We start from the raw sequence: 23,685 nt of genomic DNA on the forward strand, positions 1-23,685 counted from the left end.
CGTGACCCTGTCTACCTTGCACTTTCATGTCGTTCAGCCCCCCAGTCCGGCATCCAGCACCGCTCGCGCGATCGGGGCGGCCACGGAGCCGCCGGTGGCCGCCAGCGCCCGGTCGCCGCCGTTCTCGACGATCACCGCGATCGCGATCTTCGGGTTCTGCGCCGGCGCGAAGGCGATGTACCAGGCGTGCGGCGGCGTGTTGCGCGGATCGTTGCCGTGCTCGGCCGTGCCGGTCTTCGACGCGATCTGATACGAGCGCGGCTGCGTCCCTCCCTGCGTGTTCTTCTCCGACTCCAGCATCAGATTGGTGATCTGGGTGGCCACCTGCGGTGTCACCGCCTGGCCCACCGAGGTCGGCTTGGTGGTCTCCAGCGTGCTCAGATCGGGCGCCTGCAGCTGGTCCACCAGAAAAGGCTTCATCCGCACGCCGCCATTGGCGATGGTGGCCGCGATGACCGCATTGTCCAGCGGGGTGAGCGCGACGTCGCGCTGGCCGATGCTGGACTGGGCCATGGCCGCATTGTCGGGAATCGTTCCGACGGTGCTGTCCGCCCAGGGGATCGGAATATTGGGGTGCTGGGTTCCGATTCCGAACGCGCTGGCCTCGTCCTTGAGTTTCGCGGCTCCGACCTTCATACCGAGCTCGGCGAAGGCGGTGTTACAGGAGTACTTGAAAGCGTCGGTGAGAGAAGCGGTTTGGGCGTCGCCGGGACCGCAGTGGCTGCCGTTGTAGTTCTCCAGCGTGGTGGTGGTGTCGGGCAGCGTGATCCGCGGCGCCGCGGTGAACTGGTCGTCGGGCTTGGCGATGCCGTTGGACAGCGCGGCCGCGGTCACGATCACCTTGAAGGTGGAGCCCGGCGGATAGGTCTGCGAGACCGCGCGATTCAGCATCGGCTGGCGCGGATCCTGCTGCAGCTGCTCCCAGGTCTTCTGGGTGGCGGCGCCGTCGTGCCCGGCCAGCAGGTTCGGGTCGTAGGACGGCGTGGACACCATGGTCAGGATGCGGCCGGTGCTGGGCTCGACGGCCACCACCGAACCGGTCAGGTTCTTGGCGGTGAGCTGGTCGTAGGCGACCTTCTGCATGACCGGGTTGAGCGTGGTCACCACATTGCCGCCGCGCGGATCCCGGCCGGAGATCATGTCGATGAGCCGGCGCCCGAACAGGCTGTTGTCGGAGCCGTTGAGCACCGAGTCCTCGGCGTGCTCGAGTTGGTTGCTGCCGTACTGCATCGAGTAGTAGCCGGTGGCGGGCGCGTAGGCCAGCGGATCGGTCGGGTAGGTGCGCAGGTACTTGTAGCGGTCGTCGGTGGCGACCGACGAGGCCAGCACCGTGCCCGCCGCGGAGATCTGGCCGCGCTGACGCGCGTACTCGTCCAGCAGGACTCGCACATTGCGCGGATCGTTGCGCAGGCTGTCGGCCTTGAACACCTGCACATAGGTGGCATTGGCGAGCAGCGCGACGATCATCACCATGACCGCCAGCGCCACCCGGCGCAGAGGCGTGTTCACGCGCCACCCCCCTCGACCTTGCGCAGCAGTTGAGTCGACGCGTCCGCGATCGGTTCCGCCCGCTTCCGGGCGGGCGCCGGCCGGCGGGCGGCATCGGACACCTTGATCAGCAGGCCCAGCAGCACATAGTTGGCCAGCAGGGACGAACCGCCGTAGGACATGTAGGGCGTGGTGAGACCGGTCAGCGGAATCAGCTTGGTGACGCCGCCGACCACCACGAACACCTGGATGGCGATCGTGAAGGACAGGCCCGCGGCCAGCAGCTTGCCGAAGCTGTCGCGAATGGCCAGTGCGGTGCGGATCCCGCGAATGGTGAACACGCAGAACAGCATCAGGATGGCGGTCAGCCCGATCAGGCCGAGCTCCTCCCCGATGGCGGAGATGATGAAGTCGGTCTTGGCGAACGGCACCTGCGAGGGCCGCCCGCTGCCCAGCCCGGTCCCGGCCAGTCCGCCGGTGGCCAGCCCGAACAGCGACTGCGAGATCTGGTAGCCGGTATTGGAGTAGTCGGCGAAGGGATGCAGCCAGGTCGAGAACCGCACCCGCACATGCCCGAAGGCGAAATAGGCGAACACGACCCCGATGGTGAGCAGCACCAGCCCGACCGCCACCCAGCCCACCCGCTCGGTCGCGATGTAGAGCATGCACAGCACGGTGGCGAAGATGAGCAGCGAGGTGCCCAGATCCTTCTCCACCACCAGCACGCCCACCGACAGCACCCAGACCAGCAGGATCGGGCCCATGTCGCGCATGCGCGGCAGCTCCATGCCGAACACGTGCTTGCCCGCGCCGGTGAACAGGTCGCGCTTGGACACCAGCACACCGGCGAAGAACACGATGAGCGCGATCTTGGCGAACTCACCGGGCTGAACACTGAAGCCCGGCAGGCGAATCCAGATCTTCGCGCCGTTCACCTGCGAGTACCGGTCCGGCAGCACCGCGGGCAGGGCGAGGGCGATGACCCCGATCAGGCCGAGGGTGTAGGCGTAGCGGGCCAGGCTGCGGTAGTCACGCAGCGCGATCAACAACCCCGTGAAAACCACCATCCCCAGCCCCGTCCACAGCACCTGCTGGTTGGCGTCGGGGGAGGGGATGGGCAGGGAGGCGAACGCGGCGTCCTGTGCCTGCGCCAGGTCGATGCGGTGGATCACCACCAGGCCCAACCCGTTCAGCAGCGCCACGATCGGTAGTAGGACCGGATCCGCGAAGGCCGCGAACCGCCGCACCGCCAGATGCGCGACGCCGAACAATGCCATGTACGCGGCACCGAGTTTGGCGATCTCCCAGGTGATCGCCTGCTCCTGACTGGCCTCCACCAGCACCAGCGACACCATCGTGATGACGGCCGCCAGCCCCAGGAGCAGCAACTCGACATTGCGCCGGGTGGCGGGCGGCGGCGCAGGAGCGAATCCGCCCGGTGGACTGGGAAAAGCCCCAGTGGACGGCGGTGCCGGTGCGGACATCAGTCCGCCGTCCTGCAGTTCTGCCCCGGAGTCTGCGGTGCCGTGGTGGTGGTGACAGGAGCGGTCGGCTGGTCGGTCTTGCGGGGTTCCAGCGGGTGGTTCTCGCCGGTGCGCTCACCACCGGTGAGGCTGCCGGGCGCGGCCGGAGCGGCCGGGGTGGTGGTGACGGGTGTGCCCGGCTGGTTGGGGTCGGCGGGCGGCGGGACCGGCGTGGTCGACGGAGTGACCGGCGCCTGCTGCTGCTTCTCGCACGGGGGCAGCAGTTCGCCCTGCACCAGGTTCCGGATCTGCTTGACGGCGTCGTCGCGGGAACCGGGCGGCAGGCCCTTGTCGACCGAATCGCGGCCGCTGGGGCGGAGGTCGTTGCGGGTCAGCTGGGCACAGCCGGAGGGAAACTTGTCGCCGGGCGCGGTCAGCGTCAATTCGCCGCCGCGCGTGACGCAGCCGACCTGGTCCACATCGCGGATGGAATAGCCCAGCACCGAACCGGGCAGGCCGCGCAGCACGACCACCTTCTCGCCGTCCACGCCGACGTAGTAGTTGCTGCGAATCATGTTGTAGCCCACGGTGAGTCCCGCGCCCACCGCCACCAGCAGGGCCAGCGACAGCGCCAGCCAGCGCAGCTTGTGGCTCTTCTTGGGCGGCTCGGGTTCGGGCTGCGGCACCGCGCGGCGCGGCGTGGCGCGCGGCGGGCGCATGGCGGCGGCCCGGCCGGCGGCGGTGTTCGGCGGCGGAGTGTCCTCGTCCTCACCGGAGGCCGCGCCCGCCACGATCGGGTGGCTCTGGCCGTAGTCCAGGTCGATGACGTCGGCGACCACCACGGTCACGTTGTCGGGACCGCCACTGCGCAACGCCAATTCGATGAGCCGGTCCGCCGACTCGTCGGTGGTGCCCTCGCGCAGCGTGTTGGCGATGGTCTCGTCGCTCACCACGTCCGAGAGGCCGTCGGAGCAGAGCAGATAGCGGTCCCCGGCACGCGCCTCCCGCACCACCAGGGTGGGGTCGATCTCGTTGCCGGTGAGCGCCCGCATGATCAGTGAGCGCTGGGGATGAGTGTGGGCCTGCTCCGGGGTGATTCGTCCCTCGTCCACCAGCGACTGCACGAAGGTGTCGTCGCGGGTGATCTGGGCCAGCTCACCGCCTCTGAGCATGTAGGCGCGGGAGTCGCCGATGTGCGCGAGGCCGAGTTTGCGCCCGGCGAACAGGATGGCGGTGAGCGTGGTGCCCATGCCGTCGAGTTCCGGCTCCTCCTCGACCTGGTCGGCGATGGCCGCATTGCCTTCGTGCACAGCACGATTCAGCTTGCCGAGCAGATCGTCGCCGGGCTCGTCGTCGTCCAGATGCGCCAGGGCGGCGATCATCAGCTGCGAGGCGACCTCACCGGCGGCGTGGCCGCCCATGCCGTCCGCCAGCGCGAGCAGTCGCGCACCTGCGTAGACGGAATCCTCGTTGTTGGCTCGGACGAGACCACGGTCGCTGCGCGCTGCGTAGCGGAGAACAAGTGTCACGATCGCAGCTCGATCACTGTCTTGCCGACACGGACAGGGGTGCCGAGTGGAACTCGGACCGGAGTGGTGACCTTCGACCGGTCGAGGTAGGTCCCGTTGGTGGAACCGAGATCCTCGACGTACCAGTCCTCACCGCGCGGAGACAGTCGCGCGTGGCGGGTGGAGGCGTAGTCGTCGGTGAGAACCAGTGTGGAGTCGTCGGCCCGCCCGATCAGCACCGGCTGTGTGCCGAGCGAGATGCGGGTGCCGGCGAGAGAACCCTGAGTCACCACGAGATATTTGGCGCCCTTCTGGCCCCGGCGAAATGATGGGAGCACCGCGGAACCGCCTGCGGCCCGAGGCGCGACCCGGAGGCCGGAAGCCGCGTAGATATCGCTGCGCAGGGTCCGGAGCACCGCCCACACGAACAGCCACAACAACAGCAGGAACCCCGCACGGGTCAATTGCAGGATCAATCCCTGCACGGTGCTCCACCTCCTGTTCGACCGTGTCGTGAGTACGGGGCAGTTACGGAGGTGTGGCTCCGTGACCCCCAACCGGTGTGTTGCTGGTCAGCGCGGCCAGAGTCCGCCGCGAGCATTGGCAGCATCATAGGGCCGTCGACCGGTTGCGATCACGATACGACCGAGGAATTCCCAGCCATATCGTGACCTGCACCGCGAGCTTACGGGATCAGACGATCCGGATCAGGATCTCGGAATGTCCGGCGCGGATGACATCCCCGTCGGCGAGCTGCCAATCCTGGACGGGAGACCCGTTGACCAGCGTGCCATTGGTCGAACCGAGGTCCGAGAGCATCGCGGTCTGGCCGTCCCAGCGAACCTCGATGTGGCGCCGCGAAACTCCCGTATCCGGCAACCGGAAGTGCGCGTCCTGCCCGCGGCCGATGATGTTGCTGCCCTCGCGCAACTGGTAGGTGCGGCCGGAGCCGTCGTCCAGCTGCAGCGTGGCCGAGTAGCCCGAGCCGCCGCGCGCCGGCGCCGCGCCGTAGCCGGCCTGCTGCTGGCCGTAGCCCTGCTGCTGTCCGTACCCCTGCTCGTCGCCGTAGCCGGCCTGCTCCTGGTACTGGTCGTAGCCCTGCTGGCCGTAGCCCTGCTGCTGGCCGTACCCCTGCTCGGCATAGCCCTGCTGACCGTAGCCGCCCTGGTCGTAGCCCTGCTGGCCGTAGCCCTGCTGCTGGCCGTAGGCCTGGTCGGCGTAGCCCGGCTGCTGGCCGTAGCCGCCGCCCTGCTCGCTGTAGGCCTGGTCGTAGCCGTGCTGCTGCTGGCCGTAGGCCTGGTCGGCATAGCCCTGCTGCTGACCGTAGGCCTGCTCGGACTGGCCGTAGCCCTGCTGCTGGCCGTAGCCCTGCTCGGCGTAGCCGCCCTGCTGGCCGTAAGCGCCGCCCTGCTGCTGGTTGTAGTCGTAGCCGTTCTGGTAGTCGCCGTAGGCCTGCTCGGACTGGCCGTAGCCGCCCTGCTCGTAGCCCTGCTGACCACCGCGGCCGTACTCGCCGTAACCCTGCTGACCTTGACGGCCCGCAGGCGGGGGCGCGTACCCGCGGTTCCGCGGATCGGACTCCGCGGGCTCACGGCTTGGGTCGTAGCCTGAGTTCTGCGTCATGGGGCCAGCTCCTGGTTGCGGGTTGGGTCGTTGTGGGCGTCCAGGTCCCGGTGACGGGCCTGCCCGCCCACCCGCGTCCGGATCGACCCGGCCGCGTGTCCTGAACTGTCCGGTGTGCAGCGTAGGGGATGCCTCGAACTCCACGTGTACTTCACCGTAGGTCTGCCACCCTTGCTCGCGGATGTAGTCCTGCAGATGCTTGGCGAAAGCACGCTTGGTGAGTTCGTAATCCTGCGTGGCGAGATCGCGATCCGGCTGTCCCTCGCCCTGGACGAGCTGCCGTAGATCCGACTCGTTGACGGTAATGGCATAGCTGTTCGGAGCCAGCAGATGCCCACCACCGAGATCCTGGATGTGGTCGGCGGCCTCGCGCTGCAGTGCGGCCTCGACCTCCTGGGGCACGACACTCCCGCCGAAGGCGCGGGCGAAGACATCGCCGACAGCCCCCTGGAGACGGCGCTCGAATCGGGAAACAATTCCCATGCCCCCTCCCTTCTCGGGTCCTGCCCGCTCCGGTGCGGGAGCGTGCGTCGTGTCATCTGTCCGATCGGCCGTGACGTGCGCGATGCGTCCTTGAATAGCAACACGCGGACATGGCGTGTCGCCGCAAGGACACGGTGATTGCATGATATCCACGATCGTCCACACCTGTAACTCTTGGCGGCGAGCCGAGGTTCCCGGGTCGAACGCGGATCGTGATCGCCCCTCCGCACCCCCGATAACCAGGCGATTTCGTTTTGGTGCAAACCCCGTGATACGTTTCTTCCCGTCGCTCAGGGCGAGTGGCGGAATGGCAGACGCGCTGGCTTCAGGTGCCAGTGTCCGTAAGGACGTGGGGGTTCAAGTCCCCCCTCGCCCACCACGAGGAAGGCCCTCGATCCGAATCGGATCGGGGGCCTTCTTCTATGTTCGGGTTCGACCGTGCCCGGGTTCGGCGTCCGGGCTGGGAGTGCGATGTCGGATCGGCATCAGTGCGGCGCCCGGTGCCGGCCCGCGCGGGCGGGGTCGCGGCGCGAATCCGCACGGTGTCGGTTCCACTCAGCGAGACTCGAAAAGCCGCTGCTCACAACGGATGTGACGAAGATCGCACACCCTGTTCGGGGTTACCCGCCGAAGGCGTTGCCAGGGGGCGTTTCGGGGCCTTCGCGGGGGCGAAAATCGTTTGCCAGAAGATGCCGAATTGGGTATGCGCCCGATTACAGTCCAGTTATGCCTGATGATCATTTGGCGAAAGCCATTCGAAACAAACTTGAGGTTTGTTTGACCTTGGGTGATCGGTGGGCAATCAGCCTGAGCTGGGGCAAAACGCCAGCTTAACGGTGGTTGAACCGATGGTGAGCGGAAAATTTGCGAGTTTTTGGCAAACCAACTGACGGGGTTCGAAACGCATCGCGCGTCAAGGTTCGAAAGGGGTCTCGAAACGCGACCGCGGGGATAGTTTCGGACCCCTCCGCAGACCGCCCGCAAAGCGTATGCCGGGAATTAGCGATCTTGTCGGGTTACCCACTGGGAAAGGGTGTTTCGCCTGGTCGCCTTATACGTCCGGTGGGCAAGTCGGAGGTTGCGTAGCCATAACGATTGTGTAGAGTCGTCGGCAACGCTGGCCGCAGCTGAGCCGGACTCGCTGCGGCCAGTGGAAATCAATCCGAACGGTGCCGCGACTATGAAGTCGCCACTCCCACAACCCGTTCCGGACCCTTCTCGATCGAATAGCCCGTGATGTGCTCCGGGTGATCGTTCGCTTCCCGCTCCGACCGCAGGCGCTCCTGCTCCCGCACCGCACCGCGGCCGCGCCCGAATACATAAGCCAGGAAACCGAGTTCGGCCAGCGCGCCGATGCCGACCCGGACCGCCGTGGGCAGTCCGCTGGGTGTGACGAAGCCCTCGAGGAAACCCGACACCAGCAGCACGCCCACCAGCCCGAGCGCGATCACCGCGGTCGCCCGGCCCTGTCGCGCCAGCGCCTGCGGGCGGCTCTCCCGGCCCGGATCGATCAGCGTCCAGCCCAGCTTCAGACCCGCCCCGCCGGCCACGAAAATGGCTGTGAGCTCCAGCATTCCGTGCGGCAGGAGCCAGCCGAAGAACGGGCCCAGCCGCCCCGCCCCCGCCATCAGCCCGGCACTGATACCGAGATTCAAGGCGTTCATGGACAACAGGTAGACGGCGGGCAGGATGAGCACCCCGAGGAAGAGCGCCATGGCCGACACCCACGCGTTGTTGGTCCACACCTTGGCGGCGAAGGCATCGTGCGAATGCTCGTAGTAGTAGGTCTCGAATTCGCCACCCGGGCGCGTCAAGGCATCTGTATCCGTATCCAGGCCGAGATGCCGGCGCGCGGCCTCCGACCTGGCCACCCACGCGGCCAGCCCCGCCGACCCGAGCAGGAACACCGTCGCGACCGACAGCCACCAGGGCCAAGCCCGGTACACGGCGGCCGGGAACCGGTGCGTGAAGAAGTAGGCGATCTCCCGTGGCGTGTCGAAGCGGGCGCTCAGTATCCGGCCCCGCGCCCGGGTCAGCACCGCCGACAGCCCGGCAACGAGGTCCGGATCCGCCTCCCGGGTCTGCAGGCGGGCCAGCTGCTGCGACGCCAGCCGATACAGCCGCACCAACTCGTCGGCCTCCGCACCGGTGAGCCGCCTGCTCCGGGAGGCCAGCTGATCCAGCCGATCCCAGGAGGGCCTGTGCACAAAGGTGTAAGCGTCCAGATCCATGAGTACCCCTCCTGCGCCGACGCTGACAGAATGCTATCCATCGCGATCCCACGGGGCGGAGGAAGACGACCTCATGGCACTGTTCACCACCGGCGAAGCCGTGGCCGTCGAGCTGCCGATCGCGCGGATCCCCACCCGGGCTGCGGCCTTCCTGCTCGACCTGCTGCTGCAGGCCGTGATCGGAACGGTGCTGGCGCTGCTGTTCGAGGCGCTGCTGGTGTGGATCGGCGCCGATTCCGCGTGGCGCGACGCCGCTGTGCTGGTGGCCATGGTGAGCGCGCTGATCGGGTATCCGGTGCTGTTCGAGACGTTTTCGCGCGGGCGCTCGGTGGGGAAGATGGCGGTCGGGCTGCGCGTGGTGCGCGCCGACGGCGGGCCCATCGACTTCCGGCACGCGGTCACCCGCGGACTGGCGGGGATCGTCGACTTCTGGATCATGGGCACCGGGCTGATCGCCGTCGTGGTGTCGCTGTGCTCGCCGCAGGCCCGGCGGGTCGGGGACGTGCTGGCGGGCACCGTGGTGGTGCACGACCGAAGCCGGCTGCCCTTCGCCGCGCTGGCCGCGCCGCCGCCCTGGTTGGCGGGCTGGGCGCGGCAGCTCGATTTGTCCGGTCTCTCCGATGAATTGGCGCTGTCGACGCGTCAGTACCTGTTGCGATTCCGCACCCTGACCCCGGAGGTCCAGGACCGGTTGGGCCGCACCCTGGTCATCACGGTGTGCATGAGCCTGCGCACGCCGCCGCCGAACGGCTATCCGCCGCTGCAGATCCTGGGCGCGGTGCTGGCCGAGCGGCAGCGGCGGGCCATCCCGCCGCCGCCCCTCGTGCGGCAGTACCCGACAGCAGTGCCGGTTACAGCGCTCCGGTCCGCTTGAGTTCCAGGTATTCGTCGGCCACCGCCTCCGGCAGCCGGTCGGGTGCCTCGGCGATGACCCGGACGCCCATGCGGCGCAGCGTCTCCCGGGCCACCGCGTGCTCGGCGATGACATTCTCGGCGGCGGCCGCGGCATAGAGGTCGTCCAGGCCGGAGCGGCGGGTGGCGGCGGCCGCCACCTCCGGATCGGTCACCGCGACCACCAGCACCCGATGCCGCTCGGTCAGCACCGGCAGCACCGGCAGCAGGCCCTCCTGCACGGTGGCGGCGTCGAGATGGGTGAACCACACCACCAGGCTGCGGCGGCGGGCGCGCTGCAGCGTCGCGCGCAGCACGCCCTGATAGTCGGTGTCGACCAGTTCGGGCGTGAGCCCGGCGAGCGCGTGCATCAGCTTGATCTGCAAGCGCTTTCCGCCGATGCCGCGCACCTCGGTGCGCAGCCGGCGGTCGTAGGCCAGCAGATCCACCGAGTCGCCGCCCGAGGCGGCCAGCCCGCCCAGCAGCAGGGCCGCTTCGATGGTGGCGTCCAGGCGGGTGCCGTCGCCGACCCGGCCGGCGCTCACCCTGCCGGTGTCCAGCAGCATGACCACGTGCCGGTTGCGTTCCGGACGCCAGGTGCGCACCAGCACGTCATTGGCGCGGGCGGTCGCGCGCCAGTCGATGGTGCGCACGTCGTCGCCCGCGACATACTCACGGAACGAATCGAATTCGGTGCCCTGCCCGCGAATCGTGGTGGTGTTGCGGCCCTCCAGATGCTGCAGCTGCCGGACCTTGGAGGCCAGCAGCCGCTCACTGCGGAACGGCGGCAGCGCGCGCAGCCGGGCCGGGACCTCGCGCCGCACCTGGCGGCCGGCCATGCCGAGCGGGCCCAGCAGACGCAGCGTCACCGGGCCGGCCACCCGGTCGCCGTGATAGTCCGGCGTCAGCTCGGTGTGCAGCCGAATCCTGGTGTTGGGCGGCAGGTTCAGGGCGTGGGTGCGATGGCGGACGTGCGCGCTGGGCGGCCAGTCGTCCCACAGGGTGCCGCGCACCGGCCGGGCGCCGTCGTTGAGCACCGCCAGTTCCACGTCGATGCTGCGACCGGTGCGCACCGTCGTGACGGGGGCCCGCGAAAGCTCCAGCGCATCAGGCGATCCCAGCAGCAGCAGATCGGCCGCGATCAGCGCGACCAGCGCCAGGGTGGCGAGCAGCACACCGAGCCACGAGGGCAGCGCCAGCGTGACGAACAGGGCCGCGAGCACCGCCGCGGCGGCCAGCCGGCCGGTGACGACCACGGTCTACACCGGAACGGGGACGGACATCAGCAGCGAGGCCAGCACGCCCTCGGCGGTGACGCCCTCCACCTCGTGCTCGGGCCGCAGGTGCAGCCGGTGCCGGAGCACCGTCGTCGCAACGGCTTTCACATCGTCGGGCGTCACATAGGCGCGCCCGTTCAGCCAGGCGAAGGCCCGTGCGGCCGCCATCAGCGCGGTCGCGCCGCGGGTGGACGCGCCGTGCGCCACGGCCGGGGAGGTGCGAGTGGCCCGGCACAGGTCCACGGTGTACGCCAGCACCTCGGGGCTGATGGCCACCTGCGCGACGGCGGCCCGGGCGGCCGCGATGTGCGCGGGACCGGCCACCGGGCGCAGACCGGCGGCGTTCAGATCGCGTGGGTCGAAGCCCGCCGCGTGCCGCTGCAGGATGCGGAATTCGTCATCGCGCCCGGGCAATTGGACGTCCACCTTGAACAGGAATCGGTCCAGCTGCGCCTCCGGCAGCGGATAGGTGCCCTCCTGCTCGATCGGATTCTGGGTGGCGACCACCACGAACGGATCCGGCAGCGGCTGCGGCACGCCGTCCACCGAAACCTGGCGCTCCTCCATGGATTCCAGCAGCGCCGACTGCGTCTTCGGCGGGGTGCGGTTGATCTCGTCGGCCAGCAGCAGGTTGGTGAACACCGGGCCGCGGCGGAAGGTGAACTCGGCCGAGTGCGGATCGTAGATCTGCGAGCCGGTCACATCGCCCGGCATCAGGTCGGGGGTGAACTGGATGCGGGCGTGCTCCAGATCCAGCGCCGTGGCCAGGGCGCGCACCAGCAGCGTCTTGGCCACGCCCGGAACGCCTTCCAGCAGTACGTGGCCGCGGCACAGCAGCGCCAGCACCAGGAACATGACGGCGTGGTCGTTGCCGACCACCGCCTTGCCGATCTCGGCGCGCAGCGCCAGCAGCGCCTGCTGGGCGTCCTGGGCGGTGGGCGCGTGGTTGGTGTCCACGACGTCCTGGGAGAGTTCGGTCACAAGACCTCCGCTTCGATCCATTCGAGTTGTGCGGCCACGAGTTCCAGGGCGACCCGATCGGCGACCGGGTCGTACAGGGTGGCGCGGATGACGGCCGGGTCCGCGCCGGTGCGGGCCGTGATGGACCCGACCACCAGTTCCGCCGGGGTGTCCGCGGTGACGCCGAGCGCGGGCCGCAGCCGGCGCAGCGACGCCGCCCGCAGTTTGGCGGCCACGTGCTCGTGATCGCGAGATTTCCGGTACAGCCCGGCCTGTCCGGCGAGCAGCTCGTGGGCCGGGGCCTCCACCGGCAGCGGTTCGCGCACGATGGCGCCGCGGCGGCGGCCGCGCCACCACAGCACGGCGACCCAGGCGATGAGGAACTGCAGACCGCCGAAGGCCAGCCGGCCCGGCAGCTGCTGGAAGATGGAGTCGCTGCCCGCGCCGAAGTTCGGCGGCGGCACGTCCGGCCGGTTGGGCGGCGGATTCGACGGTGGCGGCGGCGCGTGGGTCGGCGGCGGGGTCGACGGTCCGGACCCGGCATGGGTGAGCACGTACACCAGCACCACGACCGCCAGCACGGCCACGACCGCGGCCCAGAAGCGCCAATCCTTCAGCAGCTGCGGCAGTTCCGCGCGCTCGCGGTCCTCCTTCTGCTTGGCGACCTTGGTCTTACGGGTCCGGCGCCGCTCGGTGATCTCGGCCGGGCCGGCCTTGGGCGGCGGCGCGATCGAGTACCGGTCGGCCTGTTCCAGCTGCCGGTACTCCGCCTCGGTGGCGTAGCGGCCGCCGTAGACGACCTCGTCGAAACTGTGTGCCGCCGAGGGCAGTTCGACCGCGTCGGGGATCGCCGCGGTGGCGGCCCGCGCGGTTTCCCGGGCCGTGCGCGCCCGCTCCTCGTCGAGGATGCCGCGCTGCTCCAGCCCGCGGGTGACGGCGCGGTACCGCTCGCGCAGCGCGGCACCGAAATCGCCCCGCCGGGCGGCTTCTTCGGCCGCGGCCAGGTGCGTGGCGGCCGGACCCAGAGCGGGCTCGGGCGGAGCCGCGCCGACGAGATTCGGCGCGGCACCGGCGATCTCCGGCCCGGGCGCCCGGTCGGTCCCGGTCATCGGCCGCTCCCGCCGGGCACCCGGATGTCCCAGGCCTCGCGGCGGCAACGCCGGTCGACATAGGTGACGACCTGCGTCGAGGACTCGACCAGCTCCGCGACCGCCACGATGAGCAGCGTGGCGGCGATGATCAGCACCGTCACCGTCCAGCGCCGGGTGCCGGAGAATTCGGCGGTGAACTGCGGCAGCGCCAGCAGCGGCACCACCAGCACGAGCAGCAGCCCGCGCAGGTACAGCCACAGCCCGACCAGCTGCCATTCCGTCCCGCCCGCAAGCAGTTTCGCGCGTCGCGCCGCCACGCCGTAGGTGGCCGACTGATCGAAGATGGTGGGCACCAGCGTGAATCGCCGCCCGCGCAGCCAGGCCAGCCAGATCACCGCGGGCGGCACGGTGAACAGCAGGGGAGTGCCGACCGCCAGCACGCCGATACCGATGAGCGTGTACATCACCTGATAGCCGAGCAGCGGACCGGCTTCCGCGGCCAGCCGCCGCAGCGCCCCGCGCCAGGTCGCCGGCCTGCGGTACACCACCGCCAACCCGATCGGCACGGTCACCCCGCGGACGAACAAGCGGACCGACCAGGCGCACAGCAGGGTGACCAGCACCGCGCCCCAGAGGGTGCCGCGGTCGGAATTCCCGCTGGCGACGGCCGCGAGCACCGTGCCCGCCACGGCCACCACCGAGGCGACCAGCACGGCGACGCCGAGCAGGCCCGCCAGGGTCTTGATCCGCGCCTGGATCAGCGCGAACGGGAGGTCGAGGAGTTCGCGGAACTGCATCGGGCGAATCGGCACAACCACCGGTTCGGTAGAAGTCGGTTCCCCCACCGAGCCGGTCGGCGAACCGACGGAGTCGGCGGCGGTCGGCAACACGCGGCCGAGTCTATCCGGACCAGCGTCTTCGGTCGCCCGATGCGCGTCCGGGCGGCGAACTTCGCACCCCGGGTGTCAGGCGGTGGGTGTGCCGGTCTCCAGCAGCCGGGCCACGATCCGGCGGTATAGCCCGGGTTCGATCGGCGGCAGGCCCAGCAGGGCGCGCAGATAGACGCCGTCGCCGACCAGGCGCACGATCTCGGCCCGCACCGGATCCTCGATCTCGTTGTCCAGGGCCGTCTTCCAGGACCCCATCACCTCGGTGAGGGCCCGGTCGGTCTCCGCCCGCGCGGCGTCCTGCGGCGCGTCGACGCTCCGCATGGCGGCCAGCATCGATCGGTACAGGGCGAGCTCGACGGCGTCGGCGTCGTCCTCGGGATGCGGAGCCTGCAGATACCACTCGGCCACCGAGCGCCCCTGTGCCTCCGCGGCTCTCACCTGCTGATCGGCCCGGTCGGTGACGCGGCGGAGCAGTCCGGCGAGCAGTGCGTCCTTGCTCTTGAAGTGATAGAGCAGCCCGCCCTTGGAGACGCCCGCGGTGGCTGCCACATTGTCCAGGGTCACCTGGGACAGGCCCTTGTCGAGCAGCAGGGTTTCGAGTGCGTCGAGGATCCGATCGCGGGTGCCTGCGGGATCGCGTGTGGTCACGACGATTGACTGTACCGTCTGGACGGTTCAGCATGCTACTGTACCGTCTGGACGGTTCACCACCGAGAGAGAAAGCTCATGAGCACCCACGCGACCGCACGTTCCGGAACTCCCGTGACCATCGACCGGCAGCCCACCGCGGTGCCGCCGAAGGCCCGGCCCAGGGATTGGGCCGGGCTCGGCGTTCTCGCGCTCGCGCTGCTGCTGATCTCCGTCGACGCCACCGTGCTCGACCTGGCGGTCCCGGCCATCAGCGCGCACCTCGCGCCCACCACGCCGCAGCTGCTGTGGATCATCGACGTCTACTCGTTCGTGCTCGCGGGCCTGCTGGTCACCATGGGCACCGTCGGCGACCGCATCGGCCGCCGCCGCCTGCTGCTCATCGGCGCGGCCGGATTCGCCCTGGCCTCGGCCGTCGCGGCCTGGGCGGTCAACCCCGAGATGCTCATTGCCGCACGCGTTCTGCAGGGTGTCGCCGGTGCGACCCTGATGCCCGCCACGCTGGGCCTGATCCGGTCCATGTTCGCCGACGCCCGCCAGCGCACCCTGGCCATCTCGGTCTGGGGCGCCATGGCCGCCTCCGGCGCGGCCTTCGGCCCGCTGCTGGGTGGCTGGATGCTCGAGCACTTCTGGTGGGGCTCGGTCTTCCTGGTGAACCTGCCGGTCATGGCGCTGCTGCTGGTCCTGGCCCCGGTCCTGGTACCGGAGTCGCGCGACCCCAACCCCGGCCGCTTCGATCTGATCAGCGCCGGCCTGTCCATGCTGGCCCTGATCCCGATCGTGTACGCGGTCAAGGAGTTCGCGGCCCACGGCCCGAGCCTGAACCTGCTGATCAGCGCCGGTGTCGGCGTGGTCGCGGGCGTGGTGTTCGTGCGCCGGCAGCGCGGCCTGTCCGCCCCGCTCATCGACCTGGACCTGTTCCGGCTGCCGGCCTTCAGGGCCGCGGTGTTCACCAACCTGCTGTCGGTGTTCGCGCTGGCCGGCGTGCTGTTCTTCGGCTCGCAGTACCTGCAGCTGGTGCTGGGCAAGTCGCCGCTGGCGGCCGGTCTGCTGCTCATTCCGGGCACCATCGGCTCCATGCTGGGTGCGCTGGCCGCGGCCTGGCTGGTCCGCTACTGGCGTGCGGCGACGGTGCTCGCGGGCTCGCTGGTGACCGTCGCGATCGGCGCGGGCCTCTACTGGCTGCTGCCCACCGATCCCTCGGGCTCGGTGACCCCGTTCATCGTCGGCTTCCTGCTGATCGGCCTGGGTGAGGGCGTGGCCCTGACGGTCTCGGCCGACATGATCGTCAGCACCGCGCCCGAGGCGCGCGCCGGTAATGCCGCCGCCATCTCGGAGACGGCCATGGAGATGGGCATCGCCCTCGGCGTCGCCGTGCTGGGCAGTGCCGTCATGGCGGCCTTCCGCCGCGGTCTGGACCTGACGCACGTCCCGTCCGGCCAGGCGGACGCGGCCCGCGAGTCGCTGGGCGGCGCGATCGAAACCGCGCGCGCCCTACCGCAACCCGCGGCCGGGGAGCTGCTGAACTCGGCGCACTCCGCCTTCGTCAGCGGCATCCACCTGGCGGCCACCTCCACGGCGGCCATCCTGGTCCTGACCGCTGTCGTCGCCTACCGCTCGGCAACGCGGAAGTCGCCGGCGGCGTGATCGAAAGGCTGTGGCCCGGATGTTTCCGTGTTCAACGTGAAACATTCCGGGCCACAGTGGGTTTCGGAAGGCTACTGCCGGCCCCTGCCCGGCGGCAGTTCGCGCGGGCTGCGGTAGTCGAGTTCGGGGTTGCGGCGTGCCGCCAGCGCATCGTGCTGCGGGCCCGAGGGCAGCGGATAGCCGGGGTCCACCACCTGGCCCTGGGGGAGGGCCGAGTAGGAGGGGTACTGGGCGTAGGGCTGATCCACCACGCTCGCGGCCACCCGCTGGGCATGCACCTGCTGCGGGGCGCCCTGCGGGAGGTAGCCGTACTGCGGCTGGGCGTAGGCCTGCTGGTGCTGCTGCTCCGCCGAATCCTGGGAATCCACCGTCACCTTGCGCGTGCGGCGCAGCGTGAAGGTGATCTCCTCGGCCTCCTCGAACGCCTGACGCACGGTGCGCAGCGGGTGGGTGGCGGTGTCGATGGCATTGGCCACGAAGGACGGCACCAGCGGACGGATCCAGCGGGCGGCGGTGTCGGTGAACGGCACCGTCCCGATGATCGGAAGTTCCAGCCCACCGCCCTTGTTCGCGGGCTGCGCGACCGGCACGGCGGGGACGAGTGCCCCACCCTGCGGTGCGGGGGCCAGGGCCCCGGAGGTGAGCTGGGCGGGCAGGTTCGGCGACTGTGTCACGATCCCCTCCTGGGACACGGTGCTGTCCTTTCGATCCCCGGCCGGGCCGGCCGGGAGTTCATGTCTGGTGGCATTGTCGAATTCGGCGATCGCGCGCTGGGCGGGTTCGGTGACGCCGATCTCGAAATTGCCGATGGCGGCGATGATGCGGGTGCGCTGCCGTTCCCGGTCGATGGCGGTGTCGGCATGTGCGGCCAGCCGCGCGGCGGTGAGTTGTTGTTCGGCGCGCAGGCTCTCGGTCTCCACGCGCACCTCGGCCTGTTTGACGGCGATGGCGGTGGCGGCGGCCTGGTCGATGCGGTCGGTGGCGGTACGGACCGCGACGGTGCGGTCGAACGCCGTCTCACCCCGCCACCACCGCAGCAGCAGCGGCAGCAGGGCCAGCACGATCATGAGCACGGACACGGCCAGCCGCAACACGAACGGCCCGAAATGTCCGGTGGTGTAGTCGTTCATGGCCACCCAGCGCGCACCGAGCCCGCGGTCGCCGTCGGTGTAGGCGGCCTTGCGGGCCGTCGCGAGGGCCCTGTCCTTCTCGGTGACCTTGGCGTCGAGCCCGTCGACCTTGCCCTGCGCCGCGCTGAGCTGGTTGCGGGCATCGTCGAGCATCTGGTTGGCGGTGCGCTCCTCGGGACCGCGCCCGGGCACCCGGGTGATCATGTTCTGCGGGCAGTCCGCCCCCGGGTTGAATTCGCAGCGCGCGATGATCAGCGCATTGGTGACGTCGTTCTGCGCCTTGGTGATCTGCTGGTCCAGCGCGGTGCGATCGGTCCTGGCCTGCTCCAGCTCGGTGCGCGCGGAGACCACGGCGGGCGCGGATTCCACTGCGTGCTGGGCGGATTCGTCGAGCAGCCGGTTCACGGTGCCGGAGAACAGGATGGTGCAGGCCAATTCGGCGATCACCACCCCGGCGAGCACTGCCACCGCGATGCGGCCGCCGAATTCGGCTACCGCCCGGCGATTCTCCCGGCGATCCGGTGTGGCGGTGGTGGCCAGCGCCCGGGCGATGGCCCCCATCAGTACGGTCGCGATGAGCGCGACCGCCACGATGGCGATGACCGGCCAGCGCGCCGCTCCCGTCGCGGCGGCCGTGACGGCGCCCGCGGTGCCCGCGAACAGCGCCACCACGGCGCCGGTGACGGTGTAGCCGCCGCGCTCGGGCCCGTCGGTGAGCTGCGGTTGTGCGCCGCCCAGCCAGACCAGCAAGGCGCCGAGCCCGGCGGACCTGGGGACATGGTGAACGGTCATGGGAGTTCACATCCTCTGAGTCCCGGGTGATTCGGCTTCTCGAAACCGTCGCTGATTCGTTGTCTCAGCGTGACAGGCGTACACCTGTTCCATCGACCGCGGCGGCTGGGATGTGGCCAGGCTCACAATGCCACGTTTCGGGCGTGTGACGTGGTGTTGATCACGCGTGGACCGGCTCGGATGGCCCGGAAAACGCGGCTAGCAGGCGGATTTACGGTTTGCTGAATGTGTGCTGAATCCCACATTCAGGAAAAATTCCGTACGGTCCGCAGGTTACCTGCCCATGTATCCCGGACGGCCGCCGCGGCGACGGAACTTGTCCGGAAAGTTAGCCCGCCAACGCCCGGTTTGCCGGGTCCCATTGTGGGGAAATCTGATTCATTGCAGGTGAGAGGCAGTCTGGAGCTGCGCTGGACCGCCCGGCCGGAGTCCTCGCGTGCGTGCGATGCAGTGGTGAACTCAACTGAAACGCACGTGCACCCCTGCCTTACACTGGAGAACGCGCGTGTGTTGGAGGACCGATGAAGAAGCCCAGCTAGAACCTGGAATTAGTACAACCTAAGTTGGTTGGGCTCAAGTCCTGACTTATCGTTTGCTCTTACGCCGAACTACACAATTCGGCATATCTCCCCATACGGTCAGAGGCCCGATCGGTGCTCAGCCTAGCGGGCGAGACCTGCGCGGTGTGTAGCGAAGACGTAAGGGTTCCGTTACCACCGAGCACCCGACTAGGTAATCGAAGCGGGTGGACAACTGCAAAGTTGACTGCACGGAATGACCATCAGCGCCGCTGGTCTCCGAACGTCCGGACGCAGTCCAGACCGGAGGCGTTCGACGAAGGCCGCATTCTTCGAAGGCCTGTTTTTTGTGAAGGCAGAGGCATGACGCAACTTCCTGGCCACAGGTCCCCTGGACCCATCGGGCTCTATGACCCGGCGAATGAACACGACGCCTGTGGTGTCGCATTCGTCGTCGACATGCACGGCCGCCGCAGCCGCGACATCGTCGACAAGGCTATTACGGCATTGCTGAACCTGGAGCACCGTGGTGCCGCCGGTGCCGAACCCAACTCGGGTGACGGCGCGGGCATCCTGATCCAGCTCCCGGACAAGTTCTTCCGTGCTGTCGTCGACTTCGAGCTCCCTGCCGAAGGTTCGTACGCCACCGGTATCGCTTTCCTGCCGCAGGCCCGCCGCGAGGCCGCCCGCGCCGGGTACGGCGTCGAGAAGATCGTGCGCGAGGAGGGCCTCGAGGTCCTCGGCTGGCGCGAGGTCCCGATCGACGGATCGTCGCTGGGCGCGCTGTCGCGTGACGCCATGCCGACCTTCCGGCAGATCTTCATCGCCTCGCCCAAGGGTGGCGCCGAGCAGCTGTCCGGCATGGACCTGGAGCGTCGTGCCTACGTCGTCCGCAAGCGCATCGAGCACGAGCTCGGCAAGTCGGGTGCCGGCGAGGGCGCGACCGGCAAGGAGTCGGTCTACTTCCCGAGCCTGTCCGGCGAGACCTTCGTCTACAAGGGCATGTTCACCACCCCGCAGCTGCGGGCGTTCTACCTGGACCTGCAGGACGACCGGGTCGAGTCGGCGCTGGGCATCGTGCACTCGCGCTTCTCCACCAACACCTTCCCGTCGTGGCCGCTGGCGCACCCGTTCCGGCGCGTCGCCCACAACGGTGAGATCAATACCGTCTCCGGCAACGAGAACTGGATGCGGGCGCGTGAGGCGCTGCTGAACTCCAACGTGTTCGGCACCGACCACGCGGGCAACAACCGCCTGGAGAAGATCTTCCCGGTCTGCACCCCCGGCGCCTCGGACACCGCGCGCTTCGACGAGGTGCTCGAACTGCTGCACCTGGGCGGCCGCAGCCTGCCGCACGCCGTGCTCATGATGATTCCGGAGGCGTGGGAGCGCCACGAGTCCATGACCCCGGAGCAGCGCGCCTTCTACCGCTACCACTCCTTCCTCATGGAGCCCTGGGACGGCCCGGCCTCGGTGTGCTTCACCGACGGCACGGTCGTCGGCGCGGTGCTGGACCGCAACGGTCTGCGCCCCGGCCGCATCTGGGTCACCGAGGACGGTCTGTGCGTGCTGGCCTCCGAGGTCGGCGTGCTCGACATCGACCCGGCCAAGGTCGTCTACAAGAAGCGCCTGCAGCCCGGCCACATGTTCCTGGTCGACACCTCGCAGGGCCGCATCATCAGCGACGACGAGGTCAAGTCCTCGCTGGCCGCCGAGTTCCCGTACCAGCAGTGGCTGGACGAGGGCCCGACCAAGCTGAGCGACCTGCCCGACCGCCCGCACGTGCACATGTCGCACGACCGCGTGCTGATCCGTCAGCAGATCTTCGGCTACACCACCGAAGAACTGAACCTGCTGGTCTCGCCGATGGCGCAGACCGGTGGCGAGGCGCTCGGCTCGATGGGCACCGACACCCCGATCGCGGTGCTGTCGGCGCGGCCGCGCCTGCTGTTCGACTACTTCTCGCAGCTGTTCGCGCAGGTCACCAACCCGCCGTTGGACGCCATCCGCGAAGAGGTCGTGACCTCGCTGCGCAGCATGATCGGCCCGGAGGCCGACCTGCTGAACCCGGGACCGGAGTCCTGTCGTCAGATCACCCTGACCCAGCCGATCCTGGACAACGACGAGCTTTCCAAGCTGGTCCACATCAATGACGACGGCTCGCGTCCCGAACTGCGTTCGGTCGTGGTGCATGGCCTGTACCCGGTCAAGAAGGGCGGCAAGGGGCTGCGCAAGGCCCTCGAGGCCGTGCAGCGTCAGGTCTCGGCGGCCATCGACGGCGGCGCGCGCATCATCGTGCTGTCCGACCGCGAGTCCAACGAGAAGCTGGCCCCGATCCCGTCGCTGCTGCTGACCGCCGCGGTGCACCACCACCTGGTCCGGGAGCGCACCCGCACCAAGGTCGGCCTGGTCATCGAGGCCGGTGACGCCCGCGAGGTGCACCACATGGCCATGCTGGTCGGCTTCGGCGCGGCGGCCATCAACCCGTACATGGCCTTCGAGTCCATCGAGGACATGCTGGAGCGCGGCGCGCTGCAGATGCCTGGCAGCACCGGCGATCACGCGGCCGACTTCAAGAAGGCCGTCTACAACTACAACAAGGCCGCCGGCAAGGGTGTGCTGAAGGTGATGTCCAAGATGGGCATCTCCACCATCGCCTCCTACCGTGGCGCGCAGCTGTTCCAGGTCGTCGGCCTGGCGCAGGAGCTGGTGAACGAGTACTTCACCGGTCTGAAGTCGCCGCTGGACGGCATCGGCCTGGACGACATCGCGGACGAGGTCGCGCAGCGGCACCGGGTCGCGTTCCTGGAGAACCGCAACGAGCGTGCGCACCGCGAGCTCGAGATCGGCGGCGAGTACCAGTGGCGTCGTGAGGGCGAGTACCACCTGTTCAACCCGGACACGGTGTTCAAGCTGCAGCACGCCACCCGCTCGGGTCAGTACAAGGTCTTCAAGGAGTACACGAAGCTGGTCGACGACCAGTCGGAGCGTCTCGCCTCGCTGCGTGGTCTGTTCAAGTTCAAGTCCGAGCACCGGCACCCGATCTCGATCGACGAGGTCGAGCCGGCGTCGGAGATCGTGAAGCGCTTCTCGACCGGTGCGATGAGCTACGGCTCCATCTCGGCCGAGGCCCACGAGACCCTGGCCATCGCCATGAACCGCCTCGGCGGGCGCTCCAACTCCGGTGAGGGCGGCGAGCACCCGGCGCGCTTCGAGCCGGAGGAGGGCGGCGACTGGCGCCGGTCCGCGATCAAGCAGGTGGCCTCGGGCCGCTTCGGTGTGACCGCGCACTACCTGACCAACTGCACCGACATCCAGATCAAGATGGCGCAGGGCGCGAAGCCCGGTGAGGGCGGCCAGCTGCCGGCCCACAAGGTGTACCCGTGGGTCGCCGAGGTCCGGCACTCGACGCCGGGCGTCGGCCTGATCTCGCCGCCGCCGCACCACGACATCTACTCGATCGAGGATCTGGCGCAGCTGATCCACGACCTGAAGAACGCGAACCCGCAGGCGCGGATTCACGTGAAGCTGGTCGCGGAGCCGGGCGTCGGCACCGTCGCCGCGGGTGTCTCCAAGGCGCACGCGGACGTGGTGCTCATCTCCGGCCACGACGGTGGCACCGGTGCGTCGCCGCTGACCTCGCTGAAGCACGCGGGTGGCCCCTGGGAGCTCGGCCTCGCCGAGACCCAGCAGACCCTGCTGCTCAACGGTCTGCGCGACCGCATCGTGGTGCAGGTGGACGGTCAGATGAAGACCGGCCGCGACGTCATGATCGCCGCGCTGCTGGGCGCCGAGGAGTACGGTTTCGCGACCGCTCCGCTGGTGGTCTCGGGCTGCATCATGATGCGCGTCTGCCACCTCGACACCTGCCCGGTCGGCGTCGCCACCCAGAACCCGGTGCTCCGTGAGCGTTTCACCGGCAAGCCGGAGTTCGTCGAGAACTTCATGCTCTACATCGCCGAAGAGGTGCGGGAGCTGCTGGCGTCGCTGGGTCTGCGGACCCTGGACGAGGCCATCGGCCGGGTCGACCTGCTCGACACCACCGCCGCCAAGGCGCACTGGAAGGCCGCCAAGCTGGACCTGTCGCCGATCCTGGACGACGTCGAGACGGCGTTCATGTTCCAGGACCGCCGCCGCACCAAGGACCAGGACCACGGTCTGGACAAGGCGCTGGACAACGAGCTCATCGCGCAGTCCGCGGACGCGCTGGAGCGCGGCAAGCCGGTCAAGTTCGAATCCAAGATCACGAACGTGAACCGGACCGTCGGCACCATGCTCGGCCATGAGGTCACCAAGCTCTACGGCGGAGTCGGCCTGCCGGACAACACCATCGACATCACGTTCATCGGTTCCGCCGGTAACTCGTTCGGTGCGTTCGTCCCGGCCGGTATCACCCTGCGGGTGGTCGGTGACGCCAACGACTATGTCGGCAAGGGTCTTTCGGGTGGCCGCATCACGGTGCGCCCGTCCGATGACGCGCCGGAGGCGTTCGTCGCGGAGCAGAACATCATCGCGGGCAACGTGATCCTGTTCGGCGCCACCAGTGGCCAGGCGTTCCTGCGCGGTGTGGCCGGCGAGCGCTTCGCCGTCCGCAACTCGGGCGCCACCGCGGTCGTCGAGGGTGTGGGCGACCACGCCTGCGAGTACATGACCGGTGGCCGCGTGGTCATCCTCGGCGAGACCGGCCGCAACTTCGGCGCCGGCATGTCGGGCGGTATCGCCTACGTCTACAACCCGAACGGCACCTTCGAGGCCAACCTCAACACCGAGCTGGTCGACCTCGAGCAGCTGTCGGCCGAGGACGCGCAGATCGTGCACGACATCGTGGTCCAGCATCGCGACGAGACCGGATCCGCTGTCGCCGACAAGATCCTGGGCGACTGGTCGCAGCAGGTGAACAAGTTCGCGAAGGTCATGCCGCGCGACTACAAGAAGGTCCTGCTCGCCATCTCCGAGGCCGAGAAGGCCGGCCGGAATGTCGACGAGGCGATCATGGAGGCAGCTCGTGGCTGACCTCACCTTGGCGGTGCAACGCAGCACCACTG

At 69.1% G+C, this 23,685-nt stretch carries 15 protein-coding genes and 1 tRNA gene; 4 read left to right on the forward strand and 12 right to left on the reverse strand.

The window, feature by feature from the left end; all coding sequences use genetic code 11:
* Positions 1-33 precede the first annotated feature (33 nt).
* The 5 genes from ACFXN1_RS16220 to ACFXN1_RS16240 form a co-directional block, all read right to left on the reverse strand.
* Positions 34-1,509, reverse strand: coding sequence for a peptidoglycan D,D-transpeptidase FtsI family protein (locus ACFXN1_RS16220; protein WP_379392950.1), 1,476 nt, complete (start codon positions 1,507-1,509; stop codon positions 34-36).
* Positions 1,506-2,972: an FtsW/RodA/SpoVE family cell cycle protein gene (locus ACFXN1_RS16225; protein WP_379392952.1), complete on the reverse strand. Its 1,467-nt coding sequence runs from the start codon at positions 2,970-2,972 to the stop codon at positions 1,506-1,508. Before ACFXN1_RS16225 ends, ACFXN1_RS16220 begins: the two co-directional genes overlap by 4 nt.
* On the reverse strand, positions 2,972-4,480 hold the full coding sequence (locus ACFXN1_RS16230; protein ID WP_379438120.1) for a PP2C family protein-serine/threonine phosphatase: 1,509 nt from the start codon (positions 4,478-4,480) through the stop codon (positions 2,972-2,974). The genes ACFXN1_RS16225 and ACFXN1_RS16230 overlap by 1 nt, the downstream gene beginning before the upstream one ends.
* Positions 4,477-4,944, reverse strand: coding sequence for an FHA domain-containing protein (locus tag ACFXN1_RS16235; protein WP_040862589.1), 468 nt, complete (start codon positions 4,942-4,944; stop codon positions 4,477-4,479). Before ACFXN1_RS16235 ends, ACFXN1_RS16230 begins: the two co-directional genes overlap by 4 nt.
* Before the next feature lie 208 nt (positions 4,945-5,152).
* Positions 5,153-6,565, reverse strand: a complete 1,413-nt coding sequence (locus ACFXN1_RS16240; protein ID WP_379438119.1) for a DUF3662 and FHA domain-containing protein — start codon at positions 6,563-6,565, stop codon at positions 5,153-5,155.
* Positions 6,566-6,858: 293 nt separating this feature from the next.
* On the opposite strand from ACFXN1_RS16240, the gene ACFXN1_RS16245 reads away from it, so the two are divergent.
* Positions 6,859-6,944, forward strand: a tRNA-Leu gene (locus tag ACFXN1_RS16245).
* A gap of 799 nt (positions 6,945-7,743) precedes the next feature.
* On the opposite strand, the gene ACFXN1_RS16250 is transcribed toward ACFXN1_RS16245, so the two are convergent.
* Positions 7,744-8,796, reverse strand: coding sequence for a stage II sporulation protein M (locus tag ACFXN1_RS16250; protein WP_379392957.1), 1,053 nt, complete (start codon positions 8,794-8,796; stop codon positions 7,744-7,746).
* A 73-nt stretch (positions 8,797-8,869) separates the two neighbouring features.
* Between ACFXN1_RS16250 and ACFXN1_RS16255 the strand changes: the two genes are divergently transcribed.
* Positions 8,870-9,670 carry an RDD family protein gene (locus ACFXN1_RS16255; RefSeq protein ID WP_379438117.1) on the forward strand — a complete coding sequence of 267 codons (801 nt, stop codon included), beginning with the start codon at positions 8,870-8,872 and terminating at the stop codon, positions 9,668-9,670.
* On the opposite strand, the gene ACFXN1_RS16260 is transcribed toward ACFXN1_RS16255, so the two are convergent.
* From ACFXN1_RS16260 to ACFXN1_RS16280, 5 genes are all read right to left on the reverse strand, one after another.
* A complete protein-coding gene (locus tag ACFXN1_RS16260) occupies positions 9,648-10,943 on the reverse strand; it encodes a DUF58 domain-containing protein (protein WP_379438115.1) in 1,296 nt (431 codons plus the stop codon). The genes ACFXN1_RS16255 and ACFXN1_RS16260 overlap by 23 nt on opposite strands.
* Positions 10,944-10,946: 3 nt before the next feature.
* Positions 10,947-11,966 carry an AAA family ATPase gene (locus tag ACFXN1_RS16265; RefSeq protein WP_379392963.1) on the reverse strand — a complete coding sequence of 340 codons (1,020 nt, stop codon included), beginning with the start codon at positions 11,964-11,966 and terminating at the stop codon, positions 10,947-10,949.
* The gene (locus tag ACFXN1_RS16270; RefSeq protein ID WP_379438114.1) at positions 11,942-13,033 is read right to left on the reverse strand and encodes a DUF4129 domain-containing protein; all 1,092 of its coding nucleotides are present in this window, start codon (positions 13,031-13,033) and stop codon (positions 11,942-11,944) included. The genes ACFXN1_RS16265 and ACFXN1_RS16270 overlap by 25 nt, the downstream gene beginning before the upstream one ends.
* On the reverse strand, positions 13,030-13,905 hold the full coding sequence (locus ACFXN1_RS16275; RefSeq protein WP_379438112.1) for a hypothetical protein: 876 nt from the start codon (positions 13,903-13,905) through the stop codon (positions 13,030-13,032). The genes ACFXN1_RS16270 and ACFXN1_RS16275 overlap by 4 nt, the downstream gene beginning before the upstream one ends.
* A 75-nt stretch (positions 13,906-13,980) precedes the next feature.
* Positions 13,981-14,553: a TetR/AcrR family transcriptional regulator gene (locus ACFXN1_RS16280; RefSeq protein ID WP_379438111.1), complete on the reverse strand. Its 573-nt coding sequence runs from the start codon at positions 14,551-14,553 to the stop codon at positions 13,981-13,983.
* Between the two features lie 78 nt (positions 14,554-14,631).
* Here ACFXN1_RS16280 and ACFXN1_RS16285 point away from each other — a divergent pair, with 78 nt between their 5' ends.
* Complete coding sequence (locus tag ACFXN1_RS16285) at positions 14,632-16,200, forward strand: MFS transporter (RefSeq protein ID WP_379392969.1); 1,569 nt, start codon at positions 14,632-14,634, stop codon at positions 16,198-16,200.
* A gap of 71 nt (positions 16,201-16,271) precedes the next feature.
* Here the strand turns inward: ACFXN1_RS16285 and ACFXN1_RS16290 are convergent, their stop codons facing one another.
* Positions 16,272-18,122, reverse strand: a complete 1,851-nt coding sequence (locus tag ACFXN1_RS16290) for a DUF4407 domain-containing protein (RefSeq protein ID WP_379438110.1) — start codon at positions 18,120-18,122, stop codon at positions 16,272-16,274.
* A gap of 881 nt (positions 18,123-19,003) precedes the next feature.
* Between ACFXN1_RS16290 and gltB the strand changes: the two genes are divergently transcribed.
* Positions 19,004-23,653, forward strand: a complete 4,650-nt coding sequence (gltB, locus tag ACFXN1_RS16295; RefSeq protein ID WP_379438108.1) for a glutamate synthase large subunit — start codon at positions 19,004-19,006, stop codon at positions 23,651-23,653.
* Positions 23,654-23,685: the final 32 nt, after the last annotated feature.

Source organism: Nocardia sp. NPDC059154 (genome assembly GCF_042755705.1).
Lineage (GTDB): Bacteria > Actinomycetota > Actinomycetes > Mycobacteriales > Mycobacteriaceae > Nocardia.

Excerpts from the sequence above, each read along its gene's own strand:
- ACFXN1_RS16225 (WP_379392952.1), bottom strand. The coding sequence starts at position 2,972 with ATGTCCGCACCGGCACCGCCGTCCACTGGGGCTTTTCCCAGTCCACCG.
- ACFXN1_RS16240 (WP_379438119.1), bottom strand. The coding sequence starts at position 6,565 with ATGGGAATTGTTTCCCGATTCGAGCGCCGTCTCCAGGGGGCTGTCGGC.
- ACFXN1_RS16250 (WP_379392957.1), bottom strand. The coding sequence starts at position 8,796 with ATGGATCTGGACGCTTACACCTTTGTGCACAGGCCCTCCTGGGATCGG.
- ACFXN1_RS16255 (WP_379438117.1), top strand. The coding sequence starts at position 8,870 with ATGGCACTGTTCACCACCGGCGAAGCCGTGGCCGTCGAGCTGCCGATC.
- ACFXN1_RS16265 (WP_379392963.1), bottom strand. The coding sequence starts at position 11,966 with ATGGATCGAAGCGGAGGTCTTGTGACCGAACTCTCCCAGGACGTCGTG.
- ACFXN1_RS16270 (WP_379438114.1), bottom strand. The coding sequence starts at position 13,033 with ATGACCGGGACCGACCGGGCGCCCGGGCCGGAGATCGCCGGTGCCGCG.
- ACFXN1_RS16285 (WP_379392969.1), top strand. The coding sequence starts at position 14,632 with ATGAGCACCCACGCGACCGCACGTTCCGGAACTCCCGTGACCATCGAC.
- ACFXN1_RS16290 (WP_379438110.1), bottom strand. The coding sequence starts at position 18,122 with ATGACCGTTCACCATGTCCCCAGGTCCGCCGGGCTCGGCGCCTTGCTG.
- gltB (WP_379438108.1), top strand. The coding sequence starts at position 19,004 with ATGACGCAACTTCCTGGCCACAGGTCCCCTGGACCCATCGGGCTCTAT.